The organism is Geodermatophilus sp. SYSU D01045, from assembly GCF_054050295.1.
The window spans coordinates 22,676-43,809 of sequence record NZ_JBJGZB010000003.1 but is presented as its reverse complement, the minus strand read 5'-3'; the positions used below and the strand labels follow the sequence as shown (position 1 = coordinate 43,809).

General features: G+C 74.8%; 13 protein-coding genes. 11 read left to right on the top strand and 2 right to left on the bottom strand.

The features are described 5' to 3' along the window. Positions 1-73 precede the first annotated feature (73 nt). From ACI798_RS03390 to ACI798_RS03360, 7 genes are all read left to right on the top strand, one after another. Entirely contained in the window at positions 74-2,026 is a 1,953-nt protein-coding gene (locus ACI798_RS03390) for an FUSC family protein (RefSeq protein WP_456941883.1), read from the top strand. Positions 2,027-2,138: 112 nt separating this feature from the next. After that, positions 2,139-3,143: an alpha/beta fold hydrolase gene (locus ACI798_RS03385; RefSeq protein WP_456941882.1), complete on the top strand. Its 1,005-nt coding sequence runs from the start codon at positions 2,139-2,141 to the stop codon at positions 3,141-3,143. Between the two features lie 105 nt (positions 3,144-3,248). Beyond that, complete coding sequence (locus ACI798_RS03380; protein ID WP_457047234.1) at positions 3,249-4,655, top strand: WS/DGAT/MGAT family O-acyltransferase; 1,407 nt, start codon at positions 3,249-3,251, stop codon at positions 4,653-4,655. 59 nt (positions 4,656-4,714) lie between these two features. Beyond that, positions 4,715-5,722: an NAD-dependent epimerase/dehydratase family protein gene (locus tag ACI798_RS03375; RefSeq protein WP_457047233.1), complete on the top strand. Its 1,008-nt coding sequence runs from the start codon at positions 4,715-4,717 to the stop codon at positions 5,720-5,722. Between the two features lie 133 nt (positions 5,723-5,855). Then, entirely contained in the window at positions 5,856-8,093 is a 2,238-nt protein-coding gene (locus ACI798_RS03370) for a glycerol-3-phosphate 1-O-acyltransferase (protein ID WP_457047232.1), read from the top strand. Further along, positions 8,090-11,044 carry a wax ester/triacylglycerol synthase family O-acyltransferase gene (locus ACI798_RS03365; RefSeq protein WP_457047231.1) on the top strand — a complete coding sequence of 985 codons (2,955 nt, stop codon included), beginning with the start codon at positions 8,090-8,092 and terminating at the stop codon, positions 11,042-11,044. Before ACI798_RS03370 ends, ACI798_RS03365 begins: the two co-directional genes overlap by 4 nt. 59 nt (positions 11,045-11,103) lie before the next feature. After that, a complete protein-coding gene (locus ACI798_RS03360; protein WP_456941877.1) occupies positions 11,104-12,636 on the top strand; it encodes a long-chain-fatty-acid--CoA ligase in 1,533 nt (510 codons plus the stop codon). Here ACI798_RS03360 and ACI798_RS03355 read toward each other — a convergent pair. Continuing rightward, positions 12,611-13,519 (bottom strand): alpha/beta fold hydrolase, encoded by a 909-nt coding sequence (locus ACI798_RS03355; RefSeq protein WP_456941876.1) that lies wholly within the window; start codon positions 13,517-13,519, stop codon positions 12,611-12,613. The two genes, ACI798_RS03360 and ACI798_RS03355, sit on opposite strands and share 26 nt — an antisense overlap. Before the next feature lie 226 nt (positions 13,520-13,745). Between ACI798_RS03355 and ACI798_RS03350 the strand changes: the two genes are divergently transcribed. Beyond that, positions 13,746-14,546 carry an esterase/lipase family protein gene (locus tag ACI798_RS03350; protein WP_457047230.1) on the top strand — a complete coding sequence of 267 codons (801 nt, stop codon included), beginning with the start codon at positions 13,746-13,748 and terminating at the stop codon, positions 14,544-14,546. Positions 14,547-14,710: 164 nt separating this feature from the next. On the opposite strand, the gene ACI798_RS03345 is transcribed toward ACI798_RS03350, so the two are convergent. Further along, positions 14,711-18,895: an AAA family ATPase gene (locus tag ACI798_RS03345; RefSeq protein WP_457047229.1), complete on the bottom strand. Its 4,185-nt coding sequence runs from the start codon at positions 18,893-18,895 to the stop codon at positions 14,711-14,713. A 118-nt stretch (positions 18,896-19,013) separates the two neighbouring features. Between ACI798_RS03345 and ACI798_RS03340 the strand changes: the two genes are divergently transcribed. The 3 genes from ACI798_RS03340 to ACI798_RS03330 are packed head-to-tail and all read left to right on the top strand — an operon-like array spanning position 19,014 to position 21,121. Further along, a complete protein-coding gene (locus tag ACI798_RS03340) occupies positions 19,014-20,000 on the top strand; it encodes a hypothetical protein (RefSeq protein WP_457047228.1) in 987 nt (328 codons plus the stop codon). 12 nt (positions 20,001-20,012) lie between these two features. Then, on the top strand, positions 20,013-20,294 hold the full coding sequence (locus ACI798_RS03335; protein ID WP_456941872.1) for a hypothetical protein: 282 nt from the start codon (positions 20,013-20,015) through the stop codon (positions 20,292-20,294). Then, positions 20,291-21,121: an SAM-dependent methyltransferase gene (locus tag ACI798_RS03330; RefSeq protein ID WP_456941871.1), complete on the top strand. Its 831-nt coding sequence runs from the start codon at positions 20,291-20,293 to the stop codon at positions 21,119-21,121. Before ACI798_RS03335 ends, ACI798_RS03330 begins: the two co-directional genes overlap by 4 nt. Positions 21,122-21,134 lie beyond the last annotated feature (13 nt).

Below are 21,134 nucleotides of genomic sequence, written 5' to 3'. Positions count from 1 at the left end.
CGCGGGGCCGGCGTCCGGCCGGGGCCCCTCGTCGTCCGCACCGCCGCGTGCACCGGGTGAGAGGCTGCGGGGCGTGGCGGACAGGTCGCTGCGCGCACCGGCGTGGCTCGAGGAGCTGCTCCGCACCACTCCCCCACCGGTGCCCTGGCGCGACGTCGTCCGCTTCGCCGTCGTCGTGCCCGCGCCGCTGGCGGTGGCCCTGGCCGTCGGCGGGCAGACGGCGCTGGGCGCCGGCGTCTTCGCCACCACCGGCGCGCTCGCGGCCACCCTCGCCCCGCAGGGCGGCCCGCTGCGCGACCGGCTGCGCCGCACCGCCGCCGCGGTCGGCCTCGGCGCGGTCGGCCTGGTCGCCGGGCAGTTCGCCGCCGGCGGCGGCGTGTGGCCGGTGGTGGTCGTGGCGGTGCTGTCGGTGGCTGCCGCGGTGATCAGCGCCGTCAACTCGGCGATGTCGCTGGGCGCGCTGCAGCTGCTGGTCTACACCGCGCTGGCTTCCGGGTTGGTCACGCCGCTGCCCCAGGCGGCCGAGGTGGCGTTCTTCGCCGCCGGCGCGGCCTGGGCGACGCTGGCCACGCTGGTGCAGGCCGCGACCGAGCCCAGCGACCCCGACCGCAGCGCCGTCGCCGCGGTGTTCACCCGGATCGCCGGGCTGCTCACCGCCGTCGGCACCGAGGGCACCGACGACGCCCGCCGTGAGCTCACCACCGCGCTCAACGCCGCCTACGACCGGGTCATCCGCACCCGCAGCCTCGCCGCCGGCCGCAACCGGCAGCTGTCGGAGCTGGCCGGGGTGCTCAACGCCGCCGCCCCGCTGGTGGAGGCCGCGGTCGCCGCCGCCCGCGCCGGGGTGCACGCCGACCCGCACGACGTGACGGCGGTGCACGCCCTCGCCGCCGCCGTCTCCGGCAGCCGCGAGCTGCCCGCCGAGCGCCCACCCGCCCTCGACGACGGGCCCGCCGTCCGCCGCGCGGTGCGCCACGGCGTGCGGCTGGCGTGGGCCGTCGTCGGCGACCCCGAGGAGCGCGCGGGGGCCGCCGTCACCCCGCCCCGGCCGCCCTGGCGGGACCGGCTGCGCGACCTCGCCGACCGCACCCTCGGCAGCACCGACACCCGCGAGTTCGCCCTCCGGCTGACGCTGTGCATGACCATCGCGGAGGTCGCCCGCCAGCTGCTGCCCATCGAGCGGCCCTACTGGGTGCTGCTCACCGTCGCGATCGTGCTCAAGCCCGACTACGGCTCGGTGTTCACCCGCGCGGTGCAGCGCGGCGCGGGCACGCTGCTCGGCGTCCTCATCGGCTCGCTGCTGCTGTCGGTGCTGCCCCGCGACGGCTGGGTGGTGGTCGCCATGGCCGTCGCCGCCGGCCTGCTGCCCTGGGCGCGCGGCGCCAACTTCGGCCTGTTCTCCGTCTTCCAGACGCCGGTGATCATCCTGCTGCTCGACCTCGCCGTCCCCGGCGGGCCGGAGCTGGTCGGCGCCCGGCTGGTGGACACCCTCATCGGCTGCGCGATCGTGCTGGTCGCGGGCTACCTGCTGTGGCCGCAGACCTGGCGGGCGCCGCTGGAGGACGCCCTGCGCGCGGCCGCGCTGGCCCTCGACGCCTTCGTCGGCGCCGCCTTCGGCGAGGACCCCGTCGCGCGCCGCCGCGCCCGCCGCGCGACCTACCGGGCGCTCACCGAGCTGCACACCCAGCTGCAGCGCCGGCTGGCCGAGCCGCCGCCCATCAGCACCCGCGCCGCGGCCTGGTGGCCGGTCATCGTGCAGCTGGAGCGGACCGCCGACGCCGTCACCGAGGCGGTCATCGCCGTCCGCGGCGGGGAGCCCGGGCCCGACCCGGCGCAGGTCGCGGTGCTGCGGCGGGCGCTGCGCGAGCTGGAGGACGACGTCCGCGCGCACCGGGTGCCCGACGACGCCGAGATCCACGCCGACGGCGTCCTCGCCCCGGTCGCCCGCGAGGTCGACGCCGCCCGCCGGATGGTCCGCGACGCCGCGCCGGGCCGCCGCCCGGAGACGGCGGCGCCCGGGAGCTGAGCCCCCGCCGATCCCCACGGGACGGCGGCGCCCCGGAGCTGAGCCCCGGTCCGCCCTCCGCGCGAGAGGCGGCTGAGTCGCCGCTCCCCCGGAGCTGCGCTGTCATGGACGGGTGCCGCTCCGCCGCTACCGCCCCGCCCCCGTCCCGCCCCGCATCCCCGTCGTCCCGGGGATCGACGGACCCCCGCCGCCGGGCTCGCGCACCGTCCGCACCGACGACGGCGTGGACCTGCACGTGGAGTTCGACGGACCCGAGGACGCCCCGGTCACCGTGGTCTTCTCCCACGGGTTCACCGCCCGCCTCGGCGAGTTCCAGCTGCAGGTCGAGGCGATCCGCGACCGCGCCCGGATCGTGCTGTGGGACCAGCGCGGCCACGGCCGGTCCCGCTGGGTCGACCCGCGGACGGCGACCATCGACCGCACCGCCCGCGACCTCGGCCAGGTGCTCGACGCCGTCGTCCCCGCCGGGCGGCCGGTGGTCCTCGCCGGCCACTCGATGGGCGGCATGACGATCATGGCGCTGGCCCGGCAGCGGCCCGAGCTGTTCGGCACCCGCGTCGTCGGCGCGTTCCTGCTGGCCACCTCGGCCGGCGGCCTGGTCGCCCGCGGGCCCCTGGGGTTCGCGGTGAAGGCGATGCGCGCGCTGCACCTGCTGGGCCTCTACCTGTGGTGGCTGCGGCTGCTGGCCCCCGGGCTGGAGCGGCTGCGGCGGCGCGGCACGCGGCTGGGCCACCGGTTCACCCGCCGCTACCTGTTCGGCCGCGACGACGCCACGCGCGAGGCCGTCCGCGTCGTGCAGGCGATGCTCGAGGAGACGCCGCTGACGGTGACCATGGCCTTCTACGGAACCTTCCTCGACCACGACGAGACCGCGTCCCTGCCGGTGCTCGGGCGGGTCCCGTGCACCGTCGTCGCCGCCGAGTACGACCGGCTGACCCCGGCCGAGCACGGCCGGCAACTGGCCGAGGGGATCGGCGAGCGGGCCGAGCTGGTCGTCGTCCCGGGGGCCGGGCACAGCGTCAACCTCACCCGCACCGCCGTCGTCGACCGCGCCCTCACCGACCTGCTCGACCGGGTGGCAGCGGCTGGCCCCGGCAGCGTCCGGCAGGCAGGCTGACCGCGGACCTGCCTACCGTGTCCGGCACCACACGACCGTGTTCCGACGGCCGGGTCGCTGGATACGGGACCGGCCGACACCGTCTCGACGAGTTGGGGAGCGACCGTGGACCGCCTGAGCGCGACCGATGCCGGCTTCTACTACGCGGAGACCGAGAACGCACCGCTGCACGTGGGCTCGGTGGCGGTCTTCGAGGGACCGGCGCCGTCCTACGGCGACCTGGTGCGGCTGCTGCTGAGCAAGCTGCCGCTGGTGCCGCGCTACCGGCAGCGGGTGCGCGAGGTGCCCTTCAACCTGGGCCGCCCGCTGTGGGTCGACGACCCGCACTTCCAGATCCTCTACCACGTGCGGCACACCGCGGTGCCCAAGCCCGGCGGTGAGGAGCAGCTGCGCAACCTCGCCGGGCGGGTGCTCGGCCAGCGCCTGGACATGGCCAAGCCGCTGTGGGAGGTGTGGCTGGTCGAGGGCCTGGAGGACGACCGCTGGGCGATCATCTCCAAGGTCCACCACTGCATGGTCGACGGCATCGCCGGCACCGACCTGATGCAGGTCATGTTCGACCTCGACCCGAACGCCGAGCACAAGGCGCCGCGCGACTGGTCGCCGCAGCGCAGCCCCTCGGGCGTCGAGATGATCGCCGGCGCGCTCACCGAGACCCTCACCGCTCCCCTGCGCCAGCTCGTGCACGGCCCGGAGGCCGTCAGCACCGGCGCGAAGGGGCTGTTCAACAGCGCGAAGGCGGCGGTGTCGTCGGTCCCGCAGCTGGCCCGCCAGGCGCTGACCCCGATGGCCCGCACGCTCACCGGCCCGATCGGCCCGCACCGGCGCTGGGCGTGGGCCGACGCCGAGTTCGAGGACCTGCGCACCGCCCGCACCGCGCTCGGCGGCACGGTCAACGACGTCGTCCTCACCGCCATCACCCGCGGCTTCCGCGACCTGCTCAAGGGCCGCGGCGCGCTCGGCGGCGACACCGTCGTCCGCACGATGGTGCCGATCTCGGTGCGCAAGGAGGGCGAGCGCGGGTCGCTGGACAACCGGGTGACCGCCGTCTTCGTCGACCTGCCGGTCGGCGAGCCCGACCCGCGGGCCCGGCTGGCCGCCGTCAAGCAGCAGATGGACGAGTACAAGAGGACGATGCAGGCGGTCGACGCCCGCTCGATCATCGGGGTGGGCGACTACGTCGCGCCGACGCTGCTGGCCCTCGGGGTGCGGTCGGCCATGCAGACCGGCCAGATGTGGTGCCAGGCGGTGACGACGAACGTGCCCGGCCCGCGGGTGCCGCTGTACGTGCTCGGCAAGCGCATGGTGTCGGCGCACCCCTACGTGCCGATCGCCGGCGGCACCCGGATCTCCATCGGGATCTTCAGCTACCTCAACTCGATGACCTTCGGCATCAACGCCGACTTCGACGCCTTCCCCGACGTCGACGTGCTGGCCGAGGGGATCTGCCGCGGCATCGCCGAGCTCGTCGGACTCGCCGCGGAGCCGCAGCCGGCCGCGGCCGCGCCGTGACCCGGCGGTCGCCGGGCGTGACCCGGTTCACGCCCGGCGACCCCGGGTAGCGCGCCGTCGTGACTGTTTCCGAGACCGATCTGACCGTCGCCGTCACGGGCCCCACCGGCACCTTCGGGGAGGGCCTGGTCCCCCTGCTGCAGGCCGACGACCGGGTCCGCCGGGTGGTCGGCATCGCCCGCCGCCCCTTCGACCCGGCCGCCCGCGGCTGGACGAAGATGGAGTACCGCCGGGGCGACGTGCGTGACGCCGACGCGCTGAAGGACGCGTTCGCCGACGTCGACGTCGTGGTGCACCTCGCGTTCCTGATCACCGGCAACGCCTCGCGGCAGACCACGCGGGCGATCAACGTCGACGGGACGCTCAACGCGTTCCGCGCCGCGGCCGCCGCCGGCGCACGCCGGTTCGTCTACGCCTCCTCGCTCGCCGCGTACGGCTTCCACCGGGACAACCCGGTCGGCATGACCGAGGACTGGCCGGTGCGCCCCGCGTCCCGGCTGTTCTACGCGCAGGAGAAGGCCGAGCTCGAGCAGCTGCTGCGGCAGGAGGCGCAGGCCCACCCGGAGCTCGGGCTGTACCTCCTGCGCCCGCCGGTGGTGCTCGGCCCGCACACCGTCGGCGCCAAGGACCTGCTGCCCGGCCCGCTGGCCCCGCTGGGACGGTGGCTGGCCGAGCAGAGCACCCGGCGGCTGCCGGTCCCGGTGCCGGTCGCGGTACCGGCCCTGCCGCTGCAGTTCGTCCACGAGGACGACGTGGGCTCCGCGCTGCTGCAGTGCGTCGTCGCCGCCGGCCCGCCCGGGGCCTACAACATCGCCGGCGACGGCGTCCTGACCGCCGCCGACGTCGCCCGCGAGTACGGCGCCCTCCCGGTGCCGCTGCCCGCGGCGCCGGCGCAGTTCGCCGCCCGCGCGGTGTCCCGGCTGCCGTTCCTGCCGCCGGCCGCCGAGTGGGTGGAGGCGGTCAGCCACCCGGCGATCATGGACACCACCAAGGCCAAGCAGGAGCTGGGCTGGCGCCCCAACTACTCCGGCCTGGAGGCGCTGCGCGCCACCCTCGACCAGCGCTGAGACCGGCCCGCGCCGCGCCGGGCGGGAGCAGGATCGGCTGCACCCGCCGGCGCCGGCCCCGTGACCGGCGGGGCGTCCCGACCGTTGTACCCGGCGCCGGCGAGCCGTGACGAGCCCCGAGGAAGGAGTGCGCATGAGCCCCGGAGCGGACGACGTCCCCCGCATCGTGCTGGTCGACGCCGCGAGCGAGGTCGAGCGGCGGATGGCGACCGAGGGGCTGCCCCCGGGCGGGACGGTCCTGCCGCTGAGCGGCTCGGCGCTGGCCGGGCCGCTGGCCGACGCCGACCCCGCCACCGTGGTGACCGCGACCCGGGTGGCGTGGACGCCGCGCGGCGGCGCCGAGGTGACCCGCCGCGGCCCCGGCCGGCGCGGGCGGTGGTCGGCGGCCCGGCCCTCGCTGCTGCGCCGCCCACCGGCCCCGCTGCAGGCGGCGGCGGTGCGCCGCGACCCGGACCGGGCGCGGGTCGTCGTCGCCGAGCCGGCCACCGTGGGCGAGCTGACCGGCCGGTGGGACGGCACGGGCAGCCTCGCCGCGTTCGTCGCCCACCAGGCGGCGCTGGCCCTCGACCGGGCCGAGCGGCAGGTGGTCGGCGACCGGGCCAAGGTGCCCCGGCACGTCGCCGAGGCGATCCGGCACAGCCCCGAGTGGCGCGCGGAGGTCGCCGCGCTGGCCGGGCGGCTGGAGCTGCCCGAGGAGGAGGTGGCCGCCGAGGCCGCCGCCGACCTCGACGAGCTGGTCGCGGCGATGGACCCGGCCGCCGTCGAGGTGTTCACCGGGCTGCTGCGGCCGGTGCACGCCCGCGCCTGGGACGTGCAGGCCGACACCGCACGGCTCACCGACCTGCGCGAGCTCAACCGGACCCACCCGCTGGTGTTCCTGCCCAGCCACCGCTCCTACGTCGACCCGCTGGTCCTCGCCGACGTCCTGGCGCAGCACGACTTCCCGCGCAACCACGTGCTCGGCGGGGAGAACCTGCGGTTCTGGCCGGTCGGGTCGATCGCCAAGCGGGCCGGGCTGATCTTCATCCGGCGCAGCTTCGGTGACGACCAGGTCTACAAGACCGCCGTCCGCGAGTACCTGGCGTTCCTGCTGGCCAAGCGGTTCAACCTCGAGTGGTACATGGAGGGCGGCCGCTCCCGCACCGGCAAGCTGCGCCCGCCGCGGCACGGGCTGCTCGGCTTCGTCGCCGACGCCGTCGAGCGCAAGCGGGTGGAGGACGTCTACCTGGTCCCGGTGTCGATCACCTACGACCAGCTCCGCGAGGTGTCGGGCATGGCCGCCGAGCAGGGCGGCGCGGCCAAGCGCGGCGAGGGCCTGTCGTGGATGGCGTCCTACATCCGCGAGCAGGTGCGCACGCCGCTGGGCACGGTGCACGTGGGCTTCGCCGAGCCGCTGTCGCTGGCCGCGGCGCTGCGCGGCGCCGACCCGGCCGACCCGGGCTCGCGCCGGCTGAGCCTGCAGAAGGTGGCCTTCCGGGTCGCCGTCGGCATCAACGACGTCACCCCGGCGACGGCGACGGCGCTGGTGACCCTCGCCCTGCTCGGCGTGCGGGACCGGGCGCTGACGCTGGCGCAGGTGCAGCGGGTGCTCGAGCCGCTGCTGCGCTACCTCACCGAGCGGGGCCTGCCGCACTCCGGCGCCGCGCTGGGGACGCCCCACGGGGTGCGGCGGGTGCTCGGCGCGCTGGCCGGGCAGGGCGTGGTGACCGTGTACGAGGGCGGCGAGGAGCCGGTGTACGCGATCGAGCGCGGCCAGCACCTGGTGGCCGCCTTCTACCGCAACAACGCGATCCACCACTTCGTCGACCGGGCGATCGCCGAGCTGGTGATGCTGCGCGACCCGGCCGACCGCTGGGACGAGGCCTACCGGCTGCGCGACCTGCTCAAGTTCGAGTTCTTCTTCGAGGACCGCGACGCCTACCGCGCCCGGCTGGCCGCCGAGCTGGAGCGGCTGGACCCGGGATGGGAGACCGCCGACGGCCGCGACGTCCTCTGCCGCGCCGACCTGCTGGTGGCCCACCGGGTGCTGCGGTCCTTCGTCGACGCGCAGCTCGTCGTCGCCGAGCGGCTCGCCGCCCGCGACCCGCGGACGCCGGTCACCGAGCCCGAGTTCCTCGCCGAGTGCTCCGGCGTCGGGCAGCAGATGCTGCTGCAGGGCCGGTTGCACGGGCCCGAGTCGCTGTCCCGGGAGCTGTTCGCGGGGGCGCTGCGGCTGGCCGCCAACCTCGACCTGGTCGACCCCGGCCGGGAGGACGTGGCCCGCCGGCGGCAGGAGTGGGCCGCTCAAGTCCGGGACGTCGTCGGCCGAGTAGTGGTGATCGACGAGTTGGACGCCGCGGCGCGGCGGGAGAACGTGGGGGTGGAACCGTGACGGCCGAGACGTCGACGGGGGGCGGGCTGCGCGACCAGGCGGCCGCGATGGCCCGGAGCAACGTCTGGACCGAGGAGCAGCTGGTCGCCGACGTCGAGGCGGCGCCGCCCGGCCCGCGGGTCGGGGCGTTCTTCGACTTCGACGGGACGGTGATCGACGGCTACTCGCTGGCCGCCTTCGCCCGACACCACCTGCGCTCGCTGCACGTCACCCCGACCGACCTCGGCCAGCTGCTGCTCACCGGCCTACGCGGGGTCACCACCGAGGAGGACTTCGAGCGGTTCACCGTCGCCGGCATGCGCGCCTGGGCCGGCCGCAGCGAGGACGAGCTGGCCGAGCTCGGCGAGCGGCTGTTCGTCCAGGGCATCGCGGGCTCGCTGTACCCCGAGGCCTGGCGCCTGGTCACCGCCCACCTGCAGGCCGGGCACACCGTGGTCCTGGCCTCGTCGGCGACCCGCTTCCAGGTGGAGCCGGCCGCCCGCGCGCTGGGCGTGCAGCACGTGCTGGTCTCCCCCGTCGAGATCGTCGACGGCGTCTGCACCGGCCGCCCCGGCGGCCCGCTGCTGTGGCGGGCGGGCAAGGCCGCGGCCGTGCGCGCCTTCGCCGAGGAGCACGGCATCGACCTGCTGCAGAGCTACGCCTACTCCAACGGGGACGAGGACGTCCCCTTCCTGCGCACCGTCGGCCGCGCCCGCGCGCTCAACCCGGGCAAGGGGCTGACCGCCGCGGCCCGGCACTACTCGTGGCCGGTCGCCCGCTTCAAGCGCCGCGGGAGCACCTCCCCGGCCGACGTCGCCCGCACGCTGGCCGGCGTCGGCGGCATGTTCGGCGGCTTCGCCACGGGCCTCGCGGTCGGCGCGCTGGGCGGCTCGCGGCGGGAGGCGGTCGACCTCGGCCTCACCCTCGCGGGTGAACTCGGCAGCGCGCTGGCCGGCGTCCGGCTCGACGTCCAGGGCGCCGAGCACCTGGCCACCCGGCCCGCGGTGTTCCTGTTCAACCACCAGAGCCAGCTCGACGTCCTCATCCTCGCCAAGCTGCTGCGCGGCGGGTTCACCGGCGTGGCCAAGAAGGAGCTGGCGCGGACGCCGGGCTTCGGCCTGGCGTTCCGGCTGGCCGACGTCGCCTTCGTCGACCGCAGCGACCCCGCCCAGGCCCGCCGTGCCCTCGAGCCCGCCGTGCAGCGGCTCGAGGAGGGCATCTCGCTCGTCGTCGCCCCCGAGGGCACCCGCTCGGCCACCCCGACCCTCGGGGCGTTCAAGAAGGGCGCCTTCCACGTCGCGATGCAGGCCGGCGTGCCGGTCGTGCCGGTGGTCATCCGCAACGCCGGCGAGCTGATGTGGCGCGGCGCGACGACGATCTCCCCCGGCACCGTGCAGGTGCGGGTGCTGCCCCCGGTCGACACGGCCGGCTGGTCGGTCGAGGACCTCGACCGGCACGTGACCGAGGTGCGCGACTCCTTCGTCGCCACGCTGGCCAACTGGTCCGGGCGCACGCAGCGGCCGGTGGTCGCCGAGTCCCCCACCGCCGAGGAGGCCGGGCCCGCCCCCGCGGTCCCCGCCGCGCCGCTGGACTGGGGCACCTCGCCGGAGATGAACCCCATCGAGACGGCGATGTGGCGCGCCGAGGCGGCCGACCCGCGGCTGCGCGCCAACGTCACGCTGCTGGAGGTGCTCGAGACCGCGCCGGACTGGGACCGCTTCCTCGGCGCGCACGAGTGGGCCTCGCGCATGGTGCCGCGGATGCGCCAGAAGGTGGTCGAGCCGGCGCTGGGCGTCGGCGCGCCCCGCTGGGTGACGGTGGACGACCTCGACCTGGCCCGGCACGTGCGCCGGGTGCGGCTGGAGGAGCCCGGCTCGACGCGGCAGCTGCTCGACGTCGTCGGGGAGTTCGCCTCCGCCCCACTGGACCGCGGCCGGCCGCTGTGGGAGGTGCTGCTGGTCGAGGGCCTGGCCGAGGGCCGCGCCGGCTACGTCGTCAAGACCCACCACAGCACCACCGACGGGCTGGGCGCCGTCCAGCTCATGGGCCTGCTGCACCGCCGCAGCCCCGACCGCGACCCCGCCCGGCCCGAGCCGCCGGCCCCGGTGCCCGGCGAGGTCTCCCGCGTGGGCGCGCTGACCGAGCAGCTGGTCGGCACCGCGCGCTCGGTACCGCTGGCCGCGCTGCGCCGCGGCGTGGAGGCGCTGGGCACCCTGCGCCACCCGCGGGACGTGGCGGCGCAGGCGCTCGACGCCGCCCGCGCGGCCACGAAGACCCTCGCGCCGCCGCGCGGCAGCTCCCCCGCACTCGCCGCCCGCGGCGGCGACTGGCGGTTCGAGGTGCTCGAGGTGCCGCTCGCCGACCTCAAGCGCGGCGCGAAGGCGGCCGGCGGGAGCCTCAACGACGGGTTCCTCGCCGCGGTGGTCGGCGGCTTCCGCCGCTACCACGAGCGCACCGGCGCCCCGCTGGGCACGATGACCGTCGGCATCCCGATCAGCCTGCGGGCCCGCGACGACGCCCAGGGCGGCAACCGGTTCACCGGCGCCCGGTTCACCGCGTCGCTCGCCGAGGCCGACCCGGCCGCGCGGATCGCCACGATCCGGCAGTTCGTCCTCTCGGCCCGCGAGACCAGCGCCAGCGGCGTCACCGACGACCTGCTCGGCCCGGCGCTGCACTGGCTCCCCGCACCGGTGGTCGGCGCGGTCTCCGGGCGGCTGACCAGCGCCAACGACGTCCAGGTGAGCAACATGCCCGGCGTCGCGCACCCGGTGTACATCGCCGGCTCGCGGATCCTGCGGATGTACCCGTTCGGCCCGCTGCCGGGCTGCGCGGCGATGGTCACGCTGCTCTCGCACGAGGACCAGTGCTGCATCGGCGTCAACCTCGACTCCGCCGCCGTCACCGACCCGGCGGGCCTGGTGGCCGACCTGCAGGCGGGCCTGGACGAGGTGGTGGCACTCGGTCAGGTGTGAGCCAGGTCTCCTGCGGTACAGCACCGTGCGGAAGCCGGTGTCCCAGCCCAGGAGAGGCCATGACCTTCAACCTCGCCACCATGCTGCGCGAGTCCACCGCCGCGCAGCCGGACAAGCCGATGCTGCGGCTCGGCCCGCTCACCCTGACCTACGGGCAGGTCGACCAGCTCTCGGCGCAGGTGGCCGGCGGGCTCCGGGAGGCCGGGCTGCAGCGCGGCGACAGCGTCGCGCTGCAGCTGCCCAACGTGCCGCAGTTCGTGCTCGCCTACTTCGGGGCGCTGCGGGCCGGGATGACGGTCGTGCCGCTCAACCCGCTGCTCAAGGCGCCCGAGGTGAGCTACCACCTCTCCGACAGCGGCGCGAAGGTGCTGGTCACCTTCGACGCGTTCGCCGAGGAGGCGGTCAAGGGTGCGGCCGAGGCCGGCGGCGTCCGGGTGTACGTGGTCTCCGCGCCCGGCGGCCCGGACGCGCCGCCGGACACCACCCCGTTCGACGCCCTGGTCGCCGCCGGTGCCGGCGCCGACCCGGCCGACGTCGAGCAGATGTCCCCCGACGACACCGCCACGATCATCTACACGAGCGGGACCACCGGCCGCCCCAAGGGCGCCGAGCTCACCCACTTCCAGATGTACATGGCGGCGTCGGTGGCGGCGGAGACCTTCCAGTACCGGGACGACGACGTCGGCATGGCGGTGCTGCCGCTGTTCCACGTCTTCGGGCTGTCCAGCGTCATGAACTGCGCGATCCGCGCCGGCGCGACGCTGTCGCTGGTCCCCCGCTTCGACGTCGGCGCCGTCCTCGACGCGATGGAGGAGCACCGGGTCACCGTGTTCTGCGGCGTCCCCACCATGTTCGTGGCGCTCATGCACGCCGACCTGTCCGGCCGCGACGTCTCCCGGCTGCGGGTGTGCGTCTCCGGTGGCGCGTCGATCCCCGGCGAGGTCATCAAGGGTTTCGAGGCGGCCTACGCCGGGGCGACGATCCTCGAGGGCTACGGGCTGTCGGAGACCTGCGCGCTGGCCACGTTCAACCGCAGCGCCGAGGAGCGGCGGGTCACCTCGATCGGCAAGCGCATGTGGGGCTGCGAGGTCCGCGTCGTCGACGGCGAGGACCGGCCGCTGCCGCCCGGGCCGGACAACGTCGGCGAGATCGTGCTGCGCGGGCACAACGTCATGAAGGGCTACCTCGGGCGGCCCGAGGCCACCGCCGAGGCGATGCGCGGCGGCTGGTTCCACACCGGCGACCTCGGCTACGTGGACGAGGACGAGTTCTTCTACATCGTCGACCGCAAGAAGGACCTGGTCATCCGCGGCGGCTTCAACGTCTACCCGCGCGAGATCGAGGAGGTCCTGCACGCCCACCCGGCGGTGATGGAGGCCGCCGTCGTCGGCCGGCCCGACGAGCGGCTCGGCGAGGAGGTCGTGGCCTTCGTCAGCCTGCGCTCGGGCGCCTCGGTCGAGCCGGACGAGGTGATCGCGTTCTGCAAGGAGCGGCTGGCCGCCTACAAGTACCCGCGCGAGGTGGTCGTCATCGACGAGCTGCCCAAGGGCCCGAGCGGCAAGGTCCTCAAGACCGAACTGCGCGGCCGCTGACGGTCTCGCCCATCCAGGAGAGCACCAGGTCGGCCAGGCGGTCGGGCACCTGCAGCTGGGGCACGTGCCCGACCCCGGCCAGCTCCTCGTACCGCCAGCCGGGGTGCGCCTGCGCCAGCTCGCGGGCGGCGTCGACGGGGACCAGCCGGTCGCGGTCGCCGTGCACCAGCAGCACCGGCGCGGCCACCCGCGCCATCGCCGCCCGGTAGCGGCGCGGGTCGGCCAGGATCCCCAGCAGCGAGCGGGCCGCGGCGAGGAAGGCACGGTCCATCCCGGCGACGTCCTCGCGCTGCTCGAGCAGGGTGACCGCGCGGTCGACCACCGGGGCGGGCAGCTCGTCGGGGTCGATGCCGACCAGCTCGAGCATCTTCCGCACCCGGGTCAGCGGCGTCGAGCGGGCCCGCCGCAGCGCGAGGAACCGCTCCCCCAGACCCGGCAGGGCGTAGAGGGCGAAGGTGCCCGCGACGAGGGGGTCCAGCCGGCGCCGGCCGCCGGGCAGCGCGGGGTCGAGCAGCACCAGGCCCCGCACGAGGTCCGGCGTCGCCGCGGCGGTGAACAGCGAGACCATCCCGCCCATCGAGTTGCCGACCAGCACCGCCGGCTCGCGCACCACCTCGCGCAGGAAGCGCTGCAGGACCGCGACGTTCGCCGGCACGGTGGCGCGGCGCTCGCCCGGCTCGCTGCGGCCGAAACCGGGCAGGTCCAGGGCCCACACCCGGGCCGACGGCGTCAGCAGGGGCGCGAACAGGTCCCAGTTGCCGTGCGACCCGCCCAGCCCGTGCACCAGCACGACCACCGGGCCGTCGTCGGCGCCGCCGTGGTCCACGACGTGCACCGGGCCGCCCAGGTCGACGGTCCTGCTGGTCCCCGGCACCTCGTCCACCCTGACGGTCCCCTCCCGCTGCGCGTGCCGGCGGCACCCGGTGGGCCGCCGTCCGGTCATTGATACGGCACAGGAAAGTGCCCTGGTCGCGCGCCTGGGACCCCTGTGACGCATGTGATCGGGGCCACACTGGACACCGCGAGTCGTCGCAGTCAGGTGTGACCGGTACTCCAGGGTGGGTACCGGCCCGGGCGAGGCGGTGAGTGCCGCCGGCGAGGAGGACGACGTGTCGCGACAGCCCCACGACGGGCCCGGCCTGCCCCTGTACCTGACAGAGGTGAGCCGTGCGATGGCCGACTACGGCCTCTACCTGGCGGCCCGCCCGCTGCTGCCGCGACTACCGACCGGTGACGGCCACCCCGTCCTGGTGCTGCCCGGCCTCATGGCCGACGACATGTCGACGGCGACGCTGCGCCGCACGCTGCGGCGGCTGGGCTACCGCGTCCACGGCTGGCGGCTCGGGCGCAACATCGGCCCGACGCAGGAGTGCGTGGAGGGCATGAGCCGCCGGATCGAGGACCTCAGCGACCGCTACGGCCGCTCGGTCACCCTCATCGGCCAGAGCCTGGGCGGCATCTTCGCCCGCGACCTCGCCCGCAAGACCCCCGACGCGGTACGCCAGGTGATCACCCTGGGCAGCCCCTTCGGCCTGAAGCGCGACAGCCAGACCCGCGCGCACAAGGTGTTCGAGCGCTACTCGCACCTGCACGTGGAGAAGCGGACGCTGCCGCTGGAGAGCGAGTCGACGCCGCTGCCGGTGCCGTCGACGTCGATCTACTCGCACCAGGACGGCATCGTCGCCTGGCAGGCGTGCCTGGACCGGCTCTCGCCGCACGCCGAGAACATCGCCGTGTACGCGAGCCACCTGGGCATGGGCCACAACCCGGCGGTCATCTACGCCGTCGCCGACCGGCTGGCGCAGCGGGAGGGCACCTGGCGGCCGTTCCGCCCGCCGCTCACCCTGCGCCCGGCCTTCCCGCGCCCGGACGTCCCCGAGGTCCCGCTGCACCCGGCCGCCGCGGCCTGAGCCCACCGGTCGATCAGCTGTGGTGGTCCCCAGGCGTCCGTGACCACCACGGCTGACCGCTGGGTGCCGGGACGTGCCGGACGGCGGGTCGCGGTGACGGGTACGGAGTGGTCGCGGCAGGGATCGGACGCGCGACCGCTCGCTCGTGGGCGTCGGGTCCGGGGTCACTCGGCCAGGGCCGCGAACTCACCGAGACGACGGAGTCCGAGACCGTCGACCGTTCGGCGTGCCTGTCGCAGGTGCTCAGCACGGGCAGCGGACCCCTCCGGGAGCTGCCCGGCCAGGCACAGCCGGAGCCGGGCTCCGTCGAGGAGGAGCCGGTCGTCCTCCGCGGTCCGCAGCCCACGACGCCAACAGCGCCGGGCGGCGTCGTCCCTGCCCTGGGCGGCTCGGTACCGACCGAGGAACAGCTCGTACCGGGTTCGCGCGAACGGGTAGATCCGCTTGTACGTCCTCAGCGCGCGGAGGGCCCGCCGCGTCACGTTGCGGACGTCCTTCTCGCGGGGAGTCCCCCGCTCCTGGTCGAGCATCTCGAGGCAGGCCTGCAGCAGCGCGGTCAGGCCGGCGAGGTGGGTGTAGGGGACCATCCCGAACGCATCCATGACCCGCCGGGCACGGGTGAGCGCAGCGGCCGGTCCCCCCCGGGCGAGGAGCGCCCGGACGTGGCCACCCTGGAGGACCGGGGCGAACAGCTTGTACTCGTCGCTGGACACCTCCATCGCCTCGTCGTCCACGGCCAGCGCCTCGGCCGTGCGGTCCAGGCTGAGCAGCAACGGCAGCAGCAGGGCCATGCCCCAGAGGACGTGCTCGGTGTTGCCCCGCCGCCGGGCCGAGGTGATCAGCTCCTCGAAGTCCGCCCGGGCCGAGCGCAGCTCCCCGGTCACCTCGAGGAAGAACCCCCGGACGACCAGACAGATCTCCACGGCCCAGTTCTGGCCGGAGCTCCGGTACTGGCGCAGGACGTCGTCCAGCATCGGGGTCACGTCCACGCTGCGGTTCATGGTCCGCAGGTAGACGGCTTCCGAGACGGTCGCCGTGAGGTCGTGCTCCCACACCGCGTCCGGCAGGACCTCGACGGTCAGCGGACCCGGACGGCCCGTGGACTCGCGCGCGAACTTCCACCGGGCCCGGTCGAAGTACCGCACCGCGAGCCGGTGCAGGCGCATCGTGCCCACGAGATAGGCCAGCTCGCCGTAGGCCCGGCCGGCGAGACCCTCGTTGCCGGCTCGCTCCGCCAGGTTGATGGCCGCCAGCTGGCTGGCGGCCGACGGCACAGCCTGGGCCCTGAAGTAGAGGATCTCGCCTAGCCTCGACAGGATCCAGGCGGCCTGGCCCAGCAGTGCGACGTCCCCCCGTGGCCTCCACCGGCGCGGGAGGACCAGGTGCACGATCTGCCCGACGACCTCCCGTCCGAGCCGTGTGGCCCAGCCGAGCCGGCTCGTCGGCACCCGGTGCCCCACGAGTGCGAGCGCCCTCCGGGAGTGGGTGACGGCATCCTCGAGCCGGTTCTGGGTGGCGAGGGCCTCGGCCAGCGCGTCCTCCCAGAAGGCCCTCCTGGCGTCCGGGACCGCGGGCAGGGGCACGTCCAGCCGCCCGTCGACCGCGAGGGCGGTCTCGAGGAGGGACGCGGCCTCCTCGGCCGCACCCTTGGCGAGCGCGTCGGTCGCCGCGGCCTCGAGGTACTCGATCTCGCGCGCCGGTTCGCCCGCCTCGGCCCAGTGGTGGGCGAGTACGGCGTACGTCTCGGAGCGCCGCCCCTGGGCCTCGTACCACTCCGCCAGCGCACGGTGCCTCTGCCTGAGCTCGGAGGGCAGCAGGGACTGCTGTGCGACGTCGCGGATCAGGCCGTGGACGAACCGCCAGCCCTCGGGCCGAGCCGCGATCACCTTCTTGCGCCCGAGGTCACGGAGGTCCTCGGCGAGGGACGCCGCATCGAGCCGGGGATCCGCGGCCAGGATCCGCTCGGCGTCGAAGCTGGTCCCGATGACGCTCGCCGCCCCGATCACCATGCGTTGGCGGGCGGACAGCGCGCTCAACCGGGCGCGGAAGACCTCCTCGACACGGACCGGCAGCCGGAGCCGGTCCAGGTCGACGGAGGGCACCGCCAAGCGGGCCCGCGCCAGGTCGCCGCGCCCGACGACCGAGATCAGCTCGTCCGTCCGCAGCTGGTACGCCAGCTCGACGGTGAACAGCGGGCTGCCGTCGACCTTGCCTCGAAACAGCGATCGAACCGGTTCGTCCAACGTCTTCACCTGCAGGAAGTCACGGGCGATCTGCTCGGTGACGTCCGCCGGGAGCGGACGCAGGCGCAGCACCAGGGCGCCGTGCTCGCGCAGGTGGGTGAGGACCTCCGCCGCCGTGCGGACGAGCCCCTCGTCCGGTCCGGGGGGCGGCGCGGGATCGGCCGGCTCGACGTCCTGTGGCGAGGGTTCCTGCACCGGCCGCGTGAACAGCGCGAGCATGCTGGGGGCGACACTGCGGTGCACCGCCCTGACCAGCTCCCAGGACGCCGAGTCCATCCAGTGGCAGTCGTCCAGCACGATGAGGAGCGGGGTCGTGGCGGCCACCTCGCTCAGCAGCTGGACCAGGACGCGGACGGTGTTCTCCCGCCGCGCCCGGCCGGTCATGCCCCGGAGCGCCGAGTCGTCGAGCGCGAGGTCGAGGACCTCGTTGAGCAGCGGCGTCCACTCCACGAGCTCGGGCCACTTCGCGAGCCGCTCCGTGACCAGGAGCGCTCGCCGGTGCGGGTCCCGCTCGGACGAAAGCCCCAGCGCCTTGCTGAACGCGCGCTTCCAGACGTGGTACGGACGCGGATCCACGTCGTCGCCGCTCCCGACCAGGACGGTGACGTGCTCATAGCTGTCGCTGGCCTGCAGGAGGTCCACGGCCAGGTGGGTCTTGCCCACCCCTGGCTCACCCTCCACGACCACGGCGGTCGAGGTCCCGAGGCCGAGCGCGACCAACCGCCCCATCAGTTCCTCGCGCTCGTGATCGCGCCCTCGGGTGAGCACGGCCGGTTGTTCGCCGGCCAGTCGGCGGATCGTCGGGAGCCCCGGCTCCGGTTCGTGCCATTCGGGCCGGTACACCTCCACCGGATCGGCGAAGCCCTTCACCCCCATGCGGCCCCGGGCGGAGAACCGAAGCCGATCACGGCTCAGGTGCTGACTCACGTGATCGCTGAGGACCTCGTTCTGGGCCCGCTGCATCAGTCGCGCCGCGAGGTTGACGACGGGGCCGACCATCATGTACTGCCGGTAGGCCGGACTCCCGCGCACCCCGCAGAAGGCGTGGCCCGTGGCGACGCCGATTCCGTGCTCGACGACCTGGCGCATGGCCCGGCTGATCTCTAGGGCCGCCTGGTTCGCCCGCGCTGCCTCCCGTTCCCGCACCAGCGGAGGGAGGCCGAAGCCTGCGACCAGCGTGAGGCCCTCTACGTCCTGGGCCGCGTTGACGACCGTGCCGGCGTAGCGGTCGAGGACGTCCAGCACCTGTTTCGAGGCCTCGGCCACCGCCCGGACCCCGTCCTCGTCCCACGGCCGTGGCCGGAGCGAGACGAACATGACGGTGATCGGGGCGAGTTCCGCGAAGTCCTCGTGGCCGGAGCTGACGACCTCGGCGACCCAGTCGGGCACGTAAGGGATGGCCAGGGCCGGAGGCACCGGCACCCGCGCGTGCGGAGGAGTCGCCAGCGAACGGGGCGCCGACCCGGCGATCGGGGCACGGAGGAGCGGTTCCCCCTCTCCCGCGGCATCCCGACCCCCGCCTTCCCGGATCAGACGGCGCACCTCGGCGCTCATGCCGATCTCGCCCGCTGCCACGGCCTTCTGCGCCTGGGCCATCTCCTCCAACGCGGGCCCCACGGGGACGAAGAGCCGGTGCCCGAGTTCGTCCCCGACGTCCAGCAGCCAGGCCCGCCCCACTCCGAGCCCCGCGCGCAGGCGGATGGGGTAGCCCCCCACCGGTGCGAGGCCGCCCACCTGGTCCCGGACGGCCGTGGCGGCGCGCGCGGCCCAGGCCACAGAGGCGACCGCGCCGCCCGTCTCGGCGGTCGGCCACACCGCGACGACCTCGTCGCCCGCCAGCGTGGCGATCGAGCCGCGATGCGCCGTGACCACGTCCGCCAGCAGCGAGAAGACACCGTCCAGCGCCCGTGCGATGGTCTCGGGTCCGTCCGGGGTCCACCGCACGAGGTCCTCGATGATCGCGGTGGACTCGGAGATGTCGAGCCCGAGCACCACCAGCTCGGCCGCCTCGCTCGTCCACGTGCCAGGAGGTTCCGAGCGGTCGAGGATGCGACGTGCCAGTACCTCCGGCACGAAGCTCGTCAGGACGTCGCTCGGAACCGTCATGACTCTCCGTTACGACGGTAGTCGCTCTCCGTGGGTGCGATCCGGGCAAGACTAGCGCTGTTCACCGGGGCAGGCGTACGGTCGACCGCCCCGTTTCCTGACGAGCGGTGAGGCGACCGTGCTCGACAGCCGGACGATCAAGTCCCGTGTGGACCAGCGGTTGATCGAGGCGCGGGACGAGATGCGGCCGCGGATCCGCGGGGCGTTCGACGGACTGCTCGACGAGCGCGGCCTGCTCCGCCTCGATCCCGCCCCGTACTCCCACCCCTTGGGGCATCCCGTCCTCGACCTCCCGGTCTGGGTGGTCGACCGCCTGGGTGACGAGGGGATCGAGATCCCCGAGAAGATCCTGACGGACGTCCTGGAGATCAGCGCCCTGGGTTACCTGTACGTCCGGGCGCAGGATGACTGGCTCGACAGCGCGTCACGGGACGACCCCACCCTCGTCGCCCTGGGTGAAGCACTCCTGGCGCTGTGCACCCGACGGCTGGTGGAGGTGGTGGGTGACTCCGCCCGGTTCTGGGAGTTCTGCTGCAGCGTGCTCCAGGGGTACTCGGAGTCGCTCCTGCACACCCATGAGCTCCGGAGGGAACAGGCGCCGGTTCCGCGACGGGCCTTCGAGCAGCTCCTGGCGCAGTCCCGGCCGCTCGTCCTCCCTGCCGCCGCGCTGCTCGCCCGAGCGGACCGGTGGCAGTTCCTGCCTCTCCTCGAGGAGTTCGTGTTCACCGCGACCGCGGCGTCGCAGCTGTTCAACGACCTGACGGACCTCTACCCGGACCGCCGGCGAGGGCATCGCTCGTGGACCCTCGACGCCGTGGGCGGTCCGGCGACGGACCCCCTGCGACCGGAGACGGTGTGGGCCCCGGCCGGGCAGTCGTCGGGACGGGTCCACGAGCGGATCGACGAGGCACTGTCCTACCACGGACGTTCCGAGCGTGCTGCGGGGGCGCTGGCCCTCGCATCGGCCGAGGAATGGCTCGCCGTTCGACGGGCGCTGCTCGAGCAGCTGCCCTCGGCGCTCGATGAGCGCCTGCTCGCCACCTTCCTGGAGCGGATGAGCGGTCGGTTGCCGGACCGGGAGGACGAGCGGACGCAGGGGTCCTGAGAGGGGTGGGCGATGACGACACCGAGCGGATTCGCGCCGGACGGGATGACGGAGGAGGGAGGGCGGCGCCTGGCCGGGATCCCCGCGACGGTCGTGCTGAGAGCTGTGCAGAACAGGGACTTCGCGCTCGCCCTCCTGCACGAGGACACGCGGCGCCCGGCGCTCGACGACCCGACGCTGGGTCTGACGGACGAGCAGCGGACCGAGCTCTCGGCCCGTCTCGACGAGATGGCGCAGTTGTCCTTCGCCGAAGCCCTGGGGCAGTTGCGCGAAGAGGGCTTCCCCTTCCTGTGACGGGCAGGTCGTCCGCCCCGCACATCGAGGTCCGCCGGTTCTACGACCGCTGGACCCCGGTCATGGTGGAGGCCGCCGGCCCCATCCTCCAGGGCGGCCTCGTCAAGGCGTCGGCCGACGCCCCGATCCGGCCCGACTCGTCGGTCCGGTACCTGGCCGAGCTCGCCGGCATCGCTCCGGGCGACCGGGTCCTGGACGCCGGGTGCGGTGTCGGCGGCCCGGCGATGGCCATCGCCGGGGCGCTCCCGGGCGTCGTCATCGACGGAGTCACCGTCTCCGAGGTCCAGGCGACGATGGCGCGGGGGCTCGTCGCGCAGGCCGGCCTCGCCGACCGGGTGCGGGTCCACGTCGGCGACTTCCAGCGCCTCCCGTTCCGCGACGGGGCGTTCGACGTGGCGCTCTACCTGGAGGTGACCGGCTACTCGCCGGACCGTGGCGCCCTGTACTGCGAGTCGGCGCGGGTCCTGCGGCCCGGTGGCACCGTCTACGTCAAGGACGTCTTCTGCCGTGAAGGCCCCCTGACGGAACGGCAGCGCCGGTCGATGCAGGACTTCGACCGACTCTGGGCCTGTGTCCGGAGCCCCACCTTGAGCGAGACCGAGACGGCGATGCGCGCCGCGGGCTTCGTCGACGTCCGCGTGCGCGAGTACCCCTTCGTCGACATGAGCCACCACTATGAGTCGATGGTGTCCAGGGACGAGGGAGGGATGCGCCTGAACGCGTTCGGGGACGCCTTCCTCCGCTTCCTCCCCGATCTGCCGATCTTCTTCGGGGAGGCGACGGCGCACACGTCAGGCGGCTCGGCCACGGGGCCGGACGAGGCGTAGCGGAGGGTCCGCG

Bases quoted from the DNA above. Each gene is read 5' to 3' on its own strand.
- ACI798_RS03370 (WP_457047232.1), top strand. From the start codon at position 5,856: ATGAGCCCCGGAGCGGACGACGTCCCCCGCATCGTGCTGGTCGACGCC.
- ACI798_RS03360 (WP_456941877.1), top strand. From the start codon at position 11,104: ATGACCTTCAACCTCGCCACCATGCTGCGCGAGTCCACCGCCGCGCAG.
- ACI798_RS03345 (WP_457047229.1), bottom strand. From the start codon at position 18,895: ATGACGGTTCCGAGCGACGTCCTGACGAGCTTCGTGCCGGAGGTACTG.
- ACI798_RS03335 (WP_456941872.1), top strand. From the start codon at position 20,013: ATGACGACACCGAGCGGATTCGCGCCGGACGGGATGACGGAGGAGGGA.